General features: G+C 44.3%; 8 protein-coding genes and 3 tRNA genes. 4 read left to right on the top strand and 7 right to left on the bottom strand.

Going from position 1 to position 12,492, the window contains the following annotated elements; genetic code table 11:
* Position 1: 1 nt before the first annotated feature.
* The 4 genes from DWX26_RS05250 to DWX26_RS05235 all read right to left on the bottom strand — a co-directional run bounded on the left by DWX26_RS05250 (position 2) and on the right by DWX26_RS05235 (position 6,131).
* Positions 2-988, bottom strand: coding sequence for an ABC transporter permease (locus DWX26_RS05250; protein WP_243030545.1), 987 nt, complete (start codon positions 986-988; stop codon positions 2-4).
* Between the two features lie 252 nt (positions 989-1,240).
* Positions 1,241-2,953 carry a sensor histidine kinase gene (locus tag DWX26_RS05245; RefSeq protein ID WP_118600998.1) on the bottom strand — a complete coding sequence of 571 codons (1,713 nt, stop codon included), beginning with the start codon at positions 2,951-2,953 and terminating at the stop codon, positions 1,241-1,243.
* On the bottom strand, positions 2,931-4,427 hold the full coding sequence (locus tag DWX26_RS05240; protein WP_118600997.1) for a response regulator transcription factor: 1,497 nt from the start codon (positions 4,425-4,427) through the stop codon (positions 2,931-2,933). Before DWX26_RS05240 ends, DWX26_RS05245 begins: the two co-directional genes overlap by 23 nt.
* A gap of 72 nt (positions 4,428-4,499) precedes the next feature.
* Entirely contained in the window at positions 4,500-6,131 is a 1,632-nt protein-coding gene (locus DWX26_RS05235) for a glycoside hydrolase family 13 protein (RefSeq protein ID WP_118600996.1), read from the bottom strand.
* Positions 6,132-6,232: 101 nt separating this feature from the next.
* Between DWX26_RS05235 and DWX26_RS05230 the strand changes: the two genes are divergently transcribed.
* The 3 genes from DWX26_RS05230 (at position 6,233) to DWX26_RS05220 (ending at position 7,557) form a co-directional block, all read left to right on the top strand.
* Positions 6,233-7,195, top strand: a complete 963-nt coding sequence (locus DWX26_RS05230; RefSeq protein ID WP_022461721.1) for an AraC family transcriptional regulator — start codon at positions 6,233-6,235, stop codon at positions 7,193-7,195.
* Positions 7,196-7,410: 215 nt separating this feature from the next.
* Positions 7,411-7,482: transfer RNA gene (locus DWX26_RS05225), tRNA-Glu, on the top strand.
* Between the two features lie 3 nt (positions 7,483-7,485).
* Positions 7,486-7,557: transfer RNA gene (locus tag DWX26_RS05220), tRNA-Cys, on the top strand.
* A gap of 110 nt (positions 7,558-7,667) precedes the next feature.
* Here the strand turns inward: DWX26_RS05220 and DWX26_RS05215 are convergent.
* Complete coding sequence (locus tag DWX26_RS05215) at positions 7,668-8,552, bottom strand: SH3 domain-containing protein (protein ID WP_118600995.1); 885 nt, start codon at positions 8,550-8,552, stop codon at positions 7,668-7,670.
* 197 nt (positions 8,553-8,749) lie between these two features.
* Positions 8,750-10,945 (bottom strand): alpha-galactosidase, encoded by a 2,196-nt coding sequence (locus DWX26_RS05210; protein ID WP_118600994.1) that lies wholly within the window; start codon positions 10,943-10,945, stop codon positions 8,750-8,752.
* Positions 10,946-11,189: 244 nt separating this feature from the next.
* Between DWX26_RS05210 and DWX26_RS05205 the strand changes: the two genes are divergently transcribed.
* A complete protein-coding gene (locus tag DWX26_RS05205) occupies positions 11,190-12,047 on the top strand; it encodes an AraC family transcriptional regulator (protein WP_117802316.1) in 858 nt (285 codons plus the stop codon).
* A gap of 158 nt (positions 12,048-12,205) precedes the next feature.
* Here the strand turns inward: DWX26_RS05205 and DWX26_RS05200 are convergent.
* Positions 12,206-12,277: transfer RNA gene (locus DWX26_RS05200), tRNA-Asn, on the bottom strand.
* Between the last annotated feature and the right edge of the window lie 215 nt (positions 12,278-12,492).

Genomic DNA, 12,492 nt, shown 5'->3' with positions numbered 1-12,492 from the left:
CCTAAAACAGTGCCGTATTATCATCACTGAATTTCTTCGAAAGTGCATTTGCACTGATGACCAGAATGAAGGAGACTGCGGATTTAAAGAATCCTACTGCAGTACCGTAAGAATACATTCCGTTTTTCAAACCATAGCGGTATGCATACGTATCAAGTACATCAGAATAATTTAAAATAGCATCATTAGACATCAACAGCTGCTGCTCATATCCTGTATTCAGAACACCTCCGATTGCCAGAATCAGAAGAATCATAATGGTCGGCTTTAATGCCGGAAGTGTGATATGCAGAATCTTCTGCATTCTCGTCGCACCATCCACATCCGCTGCTTCATACATATCCTGGCTGATGCCGGAGATTGCCGCCATATAGATAATCGCATTGTATCCAAGTACCTTCCACGCATTTGCGATCGCGATGATCCACCAGAAATATGGTCCTTTCTGGAAAAACAGAATCGACTCATCGGTTAATCCGAAGAATTTTAACAGATTGTTGATGACGCCGTCTGAAGAAAGGAATGTAAGGAAAATGTTTGCCGCAATAACCCAGGAAATAAAATAGGGAATATAAGATGCGGTCTGTACAAATTTCTTTGCCTTCTGGTTTCGAACTTCATTCAGGCAAAGCGCCAGAATGATTGGCAGCGGGAATGAGAATAACAGTGTCAGTAAGCTGGTTGCCAGTGTGTTTCTCATGATTTTTGTGAAATCTGTGGAAAAGAAATACTTGAACCAGTCAAGACCGACAAACTGCGAATTCGCCATATCCGCAAAATAGCCGCTACCCTGCGGCGTGTAGTTGATGAAGGACATATACAGTCCTGTCATTGGTGCATAGCAGATCAGAATGACCCATACCAACGATGGAATCAGCAGTAAAAACAGATATTTCTGTTTCCAGAACCGTTCCGCGAGGCTTTTTTTGTGCTTTGCATGCACGTTTTCTTTTTTCATGCCTTCTCCTTCTTTCTTCTTTTTGTTCATCTTGTACACTCTTGCTGTCTATGTTTCCATTCTAATGGATAGTCTGTCCTGCAACAATCTCACTTTTTTATGATTTCTATCTCGATTTAACGGAGTTTTATAATTCTCTTTTTTATTCTGTTGTTTTCTTACGATTTCTGTCAATATCTAACGAAACAGAAACCGGCTGACGGGCAAAATCACCTTTATCAGCCGGTTTCTGTTTCCTTTTCTATGCAAACAATACGAAGTTATTTCTGCTTTGTTGATTTTTTATTCGTTTACTGGAATTCTGACAGAAACTGTCGTTCCATATCCTTCCTGGCTTTCTATTCGGACACCATAATTCTCTCCATAAGCCAGACGAACCCTGTTTGCAACATTTCTCAGTCCATATCCTTCCTCTGAGCGCCGCAGAGAACTTCGCAGTTTAATCAGTTTTTCCGCCTCGATTCCACATCCATCATCTGTCACCTGGAATACCACATCCCTTTCTTCTTTTTGAATTCTGACCGCAATGTGGAGAACTTCTTCCTCTTTTCTCGCATGGTGAATGGCATTTTCAACCAGCGGCTGCAGAAGAAGTTTAATGGTTCGATATGTCAGTACTTCTCTTGCAATCTCATACTCCACCTGTACGCTGTCCCGAAAACGCATCTGCTGGATTTTCAGATAGCTCTGCAGCAGTTCCACTTCTTCCTGGATGGAAAGCACCTGTTTTCCCTTATTCAGGGAAATCCGGTAGAAGCTGGACAAATTTTTGACCGCCTGCATCGTCTGTTTTCCACCTTCCCGCATCGCCAGTGCTGAAATAACCGCAAGTGCATTGTAAAGAAAGTGCGGATTGATCTGTTCCTGCAGCAAATTCAGTTCGCTCGTCTGAATCCGGATTTTCTTTTCGTAATTTTCCCGAATTAGCTCCTGAATCTGATCACTGAGCTGATTAAACGCCAGCCCGATCTGTCCGATCTCGTCTTCTCCCATATTTTCCAGACGGTAATCAAATTCTCCCTGTCCCATCCGTTTTGCTGCATACACCACTTTCTGCACCCGCGCGGAAATCCATCTTGTGTAACAGATAATGCAGAGAAATACCATAGCCGCGCTGCAGAGGATCAGGAACATCATCCTTCTTGAAACAGCTTTTGCGTCTTTTAAAACCGTCTCCTTATCCGAAATCACAAGAATTTTTGTTCCGAAAACTCCGCTCTGGATATTTCCGATTTTTGAAATGCCGTCACGCTCAAACTCAATCTGCGCTTTCTGCTCCAGATCCTCTTCCGGCATTCTGGTCCGGATCGGAAGGCCTGCCATTTCCGGTTCGGAAGCAGCCAGAATATATCCTTTTTGATCCACCAGATAAATTTCATCGGTGGAATTTATTGTTTCGAGGAGGGGCTGTATCTGCTGATTTTCAATCTGTAACGACAGTACGCCCTTCATCCCGCCCTGTGGATAAAAATTCATCAGACGATTCATATGAAATGCTTTTCCGTCTCCAGATGTCCCACAGAATACCGTTTCCCCTATCGCATCAAATGTCAGCACACATTCCCTCCGATCTAGATCCTGCATGGAATAAAAATAATAATTATCCTGCGGAAGCGTTTCATTGTTGCTGTAAAAACAGATTTTGTAAATTCCTGCATTCATCAGACAGATTTCGCTGAGCTTCTTATCAATATAGTAAAACATATCTTCATAAGAATCGTTGCTGTAATCCTGAAACAAATATCCGCTCAGCATCTGATCCACATACAGCACATCCAGAATTGTTTCGTAAGGCTCGACCATCGTAGAAAAATTTTTTTCAATTCGTTCTGCTTCCTGTTCTGCACTCTGATATGCTTCAGTAAGAAGCACATTCCTTGTTTTTCCATAACTGTACCAGGTAACACACAGCATTGGAATCAGTGCCAGTACCAGATAGCCGATCACCAGTTTAAACTGAAAACTCCGATTTTTATACCATTTTACGATATTCATTTGGTGTCACTCCAAATCTTTTCTGAAAAACAACGCCAAAGTAAGAAACATTTTCATATCCAACCGCCAGACTCACTTCCCGTACTTTATTTTTCTTATTCTTTAACAGTTCCGCCGCCCTCTGCAGACGCATTTCCGTATTGTATTCCAAAATCGTTTTTCCTGTTGCCTCTTTAAACAGGCTCCTCAGATAATTCGGAGACAAACCGACCTCCGTAGCCAGCTTCTCGATATCTGCGCTTTCCGAGCAGTGCTCCTGAAGATATGTTTTTACCTGATAAACGGCATAGTAATTTGGATTTTGATTCTGTTCTTCAAAAAATGCCAACATCCGTTCCAGATACTGCTTCATCTTTTCCCGCATCTGATAACTGTTGTTTGCTTCAAAAATTTCATTTTCTCTCAAAATTTTTTCTGCTTCCATCCAGTTTTCCAGCAGTTCATCGCTCAAAACAAGACGGTTCCATAGATACATATAGAGATTGTAAACTTCTCCCGCAAATGTTTTCGGCGCAAGCCCCTTTAGCTGTTGAAAATAATCTTTCATGGTCTGCAGCGTTTCCTGCTTTTTCCCGTTGCTGACCAGACGACAGATTTCTTCTCTCCGCTCCTTCTGTTCCCGGAAATGATATGCTTTTTCCTCTTCCGTTTCTTTTTCATCTGCACAGAAAAGTTCCGGTGGATCCATATGAAATGCCAGAACACAACAGTTCCGAAGTTTTTCCGCCTTTTCGTACAGGCAGTCAGCTGTCCATGCTCCACTGCACCATCCAACGGCTCTCGGTGTGTCTTCTTTCAAATCATTCCAGATCTGAAATGCCGTATCTTTCACCGACAGATACCCCGCCAGCAGCAGCATACTGATCCGTTCCGTTTTGCTGATGTAACGGATGCCCTTGTATTTTTCCTGAATTTGGCTACAGATGTTTTCTTCCGTTTTTCCATAAACCGCTATGATTCCAAACCTGCACTCTTCCAGTTCTTCTCCAAATACACCACGGAAATTTTTCCGTAAAAGCTCTGTTTCCTGTTTTTCCCGCAAAGCCATTTCCAGCAACTGCTTCGCCGCCGTTTTCCGCGACCAGTCTGCTATCTCTCTTTTCTCCAGTTCACTTCTCACTTTTTTCAGACATGCTTCTACTTCTTCAATCGTAAATGGCTTTAAAAGGTAATCCACGGCATTCACCTGAAAAGCGGAATGGATATAGGAAAAATCATCATATCCTGTCAGAAAAACAATTTTGCATGGATATCCCCGGCGTACGATCGTCTCTGCCAGTTCAATTCCACTCATTCCTGGCATCTGAATATCCGTAATCACAATATCTGCCATATTTTCTTCCAGGCACTCCAGTGCCCTTCTGCCATTGCGCGCGGTAAATACCCTGGAAATCCCGTTCTTTTTCCAGTCAATATAATCCCGCAATGTCTCCAGTTCAATTTCTTCATCTTCTACAAGAAGAACGCGATACATTTTTTCCCTCCTGTTTCCAGTTGCTCCTGCAGTTTTCTTCTTCTTCTTCTGCTGCTTTTCATTTCTGTCTTTTTACTGCAGAAGTTCAATCATATACGCCTCATACGGCTGTAACTTCCACACTTCTTTTGTGAGGCTTTCTGTATCATTATGAATCAGAACCGTTCCTTTTGTCAAATCATATCGGGCTTTCATCTCTGCCGCGGTATCCCGGAAATTGCAGAGCACAATCAGCTTTTTCTCTCCCAGATTTCTCTCATAAGCAAAAATATCCGGATTTTCTTCCTCAATCAGACGGAAATCCCCATAAACAAGAGTGTCATTTTTCCTACGCAGCGCAATTAGTTTTTGATAGAAATAGAAGAGGGAATCCGGATTTTTTCTGCTGTTTTCCACATTGATCTCCGCGTAATTCTGATTTTCCGCCATCCACGGTGTTCCCGCTGTAAATCCGGCGTGTTTTTCCGCATTCCACTGCATTGGCGTCCGCGCATGGTCCCGGCTGTTCCGTGCAAGATAGGTACGAATTTTTTCTTCCTCCCAGCCTTCTTTTTTACGGTCTTCGGCAAAATTTACAGACTCGATATCCTGATAGTCCTCGATCCGAAGCCCTGACACATTTGTCATACCGATTTCTTCCCCCTGGTAAATATAAGGAGTTCCTTTCATCCCATGGAGAAGGACAGCCAACATTTTTGCTGATTTTTCCCGATACGGTTCCCTGTCATTTCCAAAGCGCGATACGACACGCGGAAAATCATGGTTTCCCCAGAACAGGCTGTTCCATCCTTTTTCTTCCAGTCCCGTCTGCCATTTTTCAAAGAGCTGCTTCAGTTGCGGCAGCGTATACGGTTTCGGATCCCAGTTTCCACTTCGGATGCCGTCGATTCCCATCAGTTCAAATTGAAAAATCATACTGAGCTCCTGGCTTTCCGGATCAGAATACTGCTGTGCCATTTCTACCGTAGCACCTCCGGTTTCCCCCACTGTCAGGATCTGTTCTGATTTTCCATACGTATTCTGATTCATTTCCATTAAGTATGTATGAATCTGCTCCGAATGAGTATCATTTCCTCCATGTCCATCTTTTACAATATTGTCAATTGCATCCAGCCGGAAACCACGGATCCCTTTATCCATCCAGAACTGGATCATCCGGTACAGCTCTTTCCGAAGCGACGGATTTTTCCAGTTCAGATCCGGCTGCATTACACTGAAACTGTGATAATAATATTCCTGAACCTCCGGCACCCATTCCCAGGTGCTTCCTCCAAAGAATGCTCCGCCGCCTTCTGGCGGCTGCTCCTTCGTTCCTTCCTTCCAGATGTAAAAATCATGGTATTTACTGTTTCGATCCTTTCTGGCTTCCAGGAACCATGGGTGCAGATGGGAACTATGATTTAAAACAAGATCCATCATGACCACAATTTCCCGCTTTTCACAGGCTGCGATCAGTTCTTCCAGCTCTTCCATTGTGCCCGCTTCTTCCATTACTTTATAATAGTCACTGACATCATATCCATTGTCGTAATTAGGAGAATCGTTAAAAGGCGAAAGCCAGATGGCTCCAACACCAAGCTCCTGCAGATAGTCCAGCTTCTGCAGAATCCCTCCAAAATCGCCGATGCCGTCTCCGTTGCTGTCACAGAAGCTTCTGGTGTAAATCTGATATACGGTTAAGCTATGCCACCACTCTCTTTTCATTTTCTGTCCTCTCTTTCTTTTTTCCTATAAGAGCAGTATAATGATATTATCTTATATTTTCTAACTTAATTTTCGTATTTAATGAAAGGATTTTGACTTTTATGAAAAAAGAACGTTCAAAAGAGCTCTTTTCTCCTGAATCTTGTTCCCCTGTTCTTTCTGGCGGAATCCGGGATTTTACCGTGCATGGAACCGAACCTGTTCCGCTCCATATCTATCATCAGGATTATGCGCATGGCGGGCTCTCTGTTCCTTTTCACTGGCATAAAGAATTAGAATGGATCTGGGTTGAAAAAGGTACTCTCACTCTGACACTGAAAACTGAAACCCGGACAATTTCCGAAGGTACTTTTCTTTTCATCAACAGTCACGAACTGCATCAGCTCTGCAGCATTGGAACTACCCCTTCGGTTCACCATGCCCTTGTATTTCTTCCAGAAATTCTCTCATGTGCCTATCTGGATTCCTGTGAAGCAGACTGGATTCGTCCGCTGCTCTCTCATCAACTGCTTCTTCCGGCTTTTCCATTGGAAGAGCTTTCTGCTGCTGAAGCCTCCTCTCAGACACAGAAAACATTTGTACTGACATTATCTGAGCTTTTCCAGGAAATCCTGTATGCATACGATACCAAACCCATCGGCTGGTTTCTTCTGATCAAAAGTGACATGTATCGGATTCTTGCACTTCTGGCGCAATACCAGCTTTTTCTTCATCCGGAACCCCTCTGCACTCGTAAAAAAGAAAGATCTGATCAGTGTAAAAAACTCTTACGTTATATTCAGGATAACTATGATTCCAAAATCCGTCTTTCAGATCTTGCTGCTATACTCAATATGAATCCACAATATTTTTGTCGTTTCTTCAAAACGCACTTTCACACAACGCCTATTTCCTATATCAACCAGTACCGCGTAACCCAAGCCGCAGATCTTCTTACCGGCAGCTCGCTTTCTATCTTGGAAATTGCTCTGGATACCGGATTTGAAAGCCCCAGCTATTTTGCCAGCATTTTCCGCCGGACTTTTGGTATGTCACCGGAAGAATATCGAAAAGCCATGCCCTGACCCGGCAAATTTTTCTGTTCCCTTTTTATATCTACGCAAAGATAAATCACTTTCTTATACAGCGAAACATCAAATTTTTTCCTTCTGAATGCACGACAACACAAATCTCAAAAATTTTTGATTTTTTTTCAAAAAACACTTGCCAAACTCGTTTTCTTATGATAATATACTACTTGTCGCTGAGCAAAAATCACGGCAGACAAATCAAAAACTTCGGCTCCGTGGTCAAGCGGTTAAGACATCGCCCTTTCACGGCGGTAACACGGGTTCGATTCCCGTCGGAGTCATATGGCGTCGTAGCCAAGTGGTAAGGCAATGGTCTGCAACACCAGTATCCACCGGTTCAAATCCGGTCGACGCCTCTATTTTCCCGGAAACAGATAGTTTCCGGGATTTTTCTTTTTCAAAATTATTTCAAAAAAGCTGCCGGTTCTGTTTGCTTCGGCAGCTTTTTTGAAAATATCATTCTTTTTTAATTTTCTTTTTCTTTCACATAGTCTTCGTACACATACGCCGTTTTTCCCTCATACGAAATCTTGTACCATCCGTTCTCTTTTCCGAGCATTTCCACTTCTTCCCCTGTCGTCAGAGCTCCGATAACCTGGCTTGTGCTGACGTTGGGTTCTGTACGTACATTGACCGGTGAGATACAGGTGACGGTTTTCTTACCCTTCTGCTTTTTCACGCCATCCGAATTATTTTCTGCTTCCAGCGCTCTTTTCTGCTCCTGGCAGGCCGTCTGAAATGTTTCTGTCAGCAGCTCATTGTCCGGGAACTGCAGAGACTCCAGTATTTCCGGCACGATTTGCTGTGTATCGTTGCTGCCGCTTCCTTTTTTCCATATGATCTGATACCCTTCATTCTCCGTTTTCACCCCGCAGAAAAATGCAATCGGAATCTGCAGGGAATTTTTTACCTGGAAACGATAAAAGGAACTCTCGTTATCTTTTCCTTCGTTAGCTGTTTTCACCATAAAATCGCTGATGCTGTTTTCCCCTGTTATTTCATTCGGGTAGAGCAAATTTTCAGCGCTCTCTTCGTCCTCCGGAAAATCCATAAGCGCTACTTTTGCCATTCCTTCCCGATACGATATCTCAAGACTTTCCCCATCTTCCGATATGAAACTACATTGGATTTTCTCATCTCTCATTACATTCCAGCCTTCTGGAAGTGTGATTATAATATTCTGGTATGTAGAAAGAAACTCTTTTTCACCATCTTCTGACTTATCCTGGACATTGGATGCTCTTTCGGAGACAGCCGATGAATTCTCCTTTTCCACCTGCTGGTTGCCACATCCCATTACCACAATAGTTGTCATCAGAAGAACAGCTAAACAGTTTTTTCTGTTTCTCATGTACAATTTCCTTTCTTGACAGTTCCGTCTTTATTTTCTGTCAGAAAATTTCTTTTGCTTATTGTATCACAACTATTTTTGCACTGTAAAGAGTGCGTTCCTTCCCTCCTGCTTTGATTTTCTTTATGCAAAAAAATCTCCAACCAGATTGAGGTTCCCTCCCCCTCAAATCCAGTTGAAGATTTTTCTTATCTTTTTTATTTTACTTCTGTAAATTCGACCCGGATACTCTCATACTCTCCCAGCACCTGATGCAGGGTCAGCCCCGCACGGTTCCAGGTACGGCCAAGGCGGACTTCCTGGTCCAGGCTGCAGCGGTACAGCTTATCCTCTGCCAGTCCGCACACTTTCGTGTGAACCGGAAGCATATTTCCTTCTGCGTCGGTTTTTACGATCGTGAGCAGTGCACGGCTCTGATCTTTTGCCACAAACTCCCATGCCATGAAATCCTGTTTTTTCAGTCCGGTCAGACGGTAATACAGGCCTTCGTGTGTGAGCTCGTAATATTCATGCATCGCAGCAACCTGCTCTTTTACCATCTCTTTTTCTTCCTCTGAAATCTTATTCAGATCCATCTCATATCCAAAGCTTCCTGCCAGTGCCACATCGCCTCTTGTCCGGAACGGTGTCACACGGCCGGTCTGATGGTTCGGGCATACAGAAACGTGGGAACCAACGGTGCTGATCGGATAGAAGAACGAGCTTCCGTACTGGATGGAAAGACGGTTGATCGCATCGGTATTATCACTGCACCAGATCTGCGGGGAGTAATACATCATACCGGCATCATATCGTCCGCCTCCTCCGCTGCAGCCCTCGAGCAGCAGATCCGGGCATGCGGCAAGGAAACGCTCGAGCAGATCATAAACGCCGAGTACGTAGCGGTGATACAGCTCCCCGTTTCTGTTCTGAGCTGCCACATGGCTGTAAACATCGCAGACGCTGCGGTTCATATCCCATTTGACATAATCAATCTTTGCATCATGAACGATGGTTGTCAGACGCTCCAGCAGATACTCGCGCACATCCTCACGCGTCATATCAAGTACAAGCTGATTTCTGCTGTGGTTCGGCACACGGCCAGGAATTGCAAATGCCCAATCCGGATGTGCACGGTAAAGATCACTGTCCTCGGAAATCATCTCCGGCTCAAACCAGAGACCGAATTTCATGCCCATCTTGTGAATTTTTTCTGCAAGCTGCGCCATGGAGCCGTTCATCTTTTTCTCGTTAACGAACCAGTCACCGAGACCACTGTTATCATCCTCTCGTTTTCCAAACCAGCCATCGTCAAGCACCAGCATCTCAATGCCAAGCTTTTGCGCCTGTTCTGCAATTTTCAGGATTTTTTCTTCGTTGAAATTAAAATAGGTTGCTTCCCAGTTGTTGATCAAAATCGGTCGTTTGGCATGCTTGTATGCGCCACGGCAGATATGCTCGCGGATGATCTCATGATACTGCTGTGACAGTTTGGTAAGGCCGGTTCCGGAATAGCTTAAGATTGCCTGCGGGGTATCGAACGCCTCTCCTTTTTCCAGATGGAAGCAGAAATTGGTCGGATGAATACCCATCTGAAAACGAGTCTGGTTTTTCTGATCCTTCTGTGCTGCCGCAACGAAGTTTCCGCTGTAAACGAGGCATGCGCCGATGCAGGAACCGTGTGTCTCACCCGCACCCTCCTCGCAGAGGATCACAGCCGGATTGTAATGATGGCTCGATGTACCACGGGTGCTTCCGATCTCGACTTTTGCATGCTGCACCGGAATCCGCTCCGCCGTACGCTCCATCGCATGACGACCTGAAAAATAGATCATCTCATAATTTTCATACATCAGATCCATGCTGAATGACAGCATTTTTTCCAGCTCAATCGCCGTTTCTCCGTGATTTTCGAGTCTTGCCGCTCTCGTAATCACATTTTCCTTTTCAAATACACCGTAAAACAGCTTCAGAACAATATCGGAAGCCTTCTCCGTCATTGTAATAACAAGAGTCTCACCTTTTTCTTCCTCTGTATCGTACAGCGCCGGCATTCCCGGAATAGCATAGGAATGATCCAGAATTTCGAACGAATCGAAACGAAAATCTGCTGCAAAGCTGCCGTCCGCGTGGCGGATCTCAATCATATCATCACGGAAATCACCGACACCACTTCCCGGAATTTCCTGCGGAAGTGTATCAAGAGAATATTTCCGGTTAGGGCCTGCTTCCTCCGGATTTCCTGCAAATCCCATATCCGTACAGAAAATCAGACCGGAAAGATTTTCCTCACCGATTTTTTCTCCATAGTAGAGATGCAGAAGCACATTTTTGTCATCTGCGAACATCTGGTAACTGCTGTCTTTTGTCTGGAGGGTAAATAACCGTCCATTTTCACTTACTTTGATTGCCATGGTTTTTTCTCCTTTATCTTATCGCATTTTTTCGGGCTGCTCACACCAAAATCACTTTCTTACATACCCGAACAGCAAGTGTTCCGGTGCTGTGTGAACCGCAACGGCTGCTACTCCGGGCCTTTGATTTCCTACAGCGGCTTGCAGTATCCTGCAAAACACGATATAATTTTACTGATATTTCGGAATCTCATCCTTTGTGACATTCCAGCTTTTCTGATGATTCATTTTGTGAGGTATACTTATGGAAACTTCCTGGACACTTCCCGTCCCAAAGCATAAATTTTCGGATCTTTATCTCTGCTTCTGCGGCTACGAAGCCTGCCAGCCGTTCCACAGCTACGGCCCGGCTGTCCGCCCCAATTACGTGATCCACTATATTATTTCCGGGAAAGGCATTTTTACCATCGGAAACCGCACTTACCGCTTAACCGCCGGACAGGGCTTTTTCCTGATGCCAAATGTCCGCACCTACTATGAAGCCGATGCGGATGATCCCTGGACCTATCTCTGGATCGGTTTTGACGGCGAAAAAGCTGCCTCTTATGTACAGGAACTCGGTCTTTCCGAGGAGCACCCTGTCTACCAGTGCAACTTTTCCGGTGAACTGCAGTCCCTCCTGTTTCAGATGCAGAAGCACAATACCTATGACACCTCTGACCAGTATCTTCTGGAAGGCTGTCTATACCAGTTTTTCTCAATTCTTTCCCGCGAAATCACGCTTGCCGACCCTTTTGCACGGGAGAGTGGCAATCTTTACGTGGAAAAAGCCGTTGAGTTTATCCGAAATAATTATTCCAATGAAATCCTTGTCTCGGATATTGCCAGATATGTCTGCATCAACCGAAGTTACCTTTATACCCTGTTTCAAAAATATCTCCATACCTCACCGCAGGACTATCTTTCTTCCTGCCGGATCACGCGTGCGCTCGAGCTTTTATCGTATACGGATCTCTCCATCGAAACGGTCGCTTTTTCCTGTGGTTACCGGAATGCCGAAGTTTTTACCAAAGCCTTCCGCCAGAAGCAGGGCATGACGCCAAGCGCCTATCGGAAAAAGTTCCGCCTGGACACGACTCCGGACTCTGCACATGTTCCGTGATCTGTCTGATTTTATTATAACGAAATCTTTTTTCCATGAACAGGAAGAAATGTTATGGAAAACCGTCAAAATGTTAGATGGCATTTCTTAATGGCTACAGACAGCAAAAAAGCGATACAGCTATGATTTCTCATTTCTGTATCGCTTCTTCATCTTAGCTCCCCGAGTTGGGCTCGAACCAACAACCCTTCGGTTAACAGCCGAATGCTCTACCATTGAGCTATCGAGGAATACCTCAGGAATCTTTTCCTAACAATCGTTACTATAACACAATCTTTTTCGAAAAACAAGTATTTTGCGGAAAATAATTACAAAAAGCCACCGGATTTCTCCGATGGCCTTTCCGATATACCTTCAAAACCGCATACACTACACATCTATCATTCCATTTCTGTGAACACAACCATTCAGGTCAAGCCCTCGACCGATTAGTAACAGTCAGCTC

The organism is Blautia sp. AF19-1 (genome assembly GCF_003479155.1).
Lineage (GTDB): Bacteria > Bacillota > Clostridia > Lachnospirales > Lachnospiraceae > Fusicatenibacter > Fusicatenibacter saccharivorans.
This window is presented reverse-complemented; position numbering and strand designations above follow the sequence as displayed.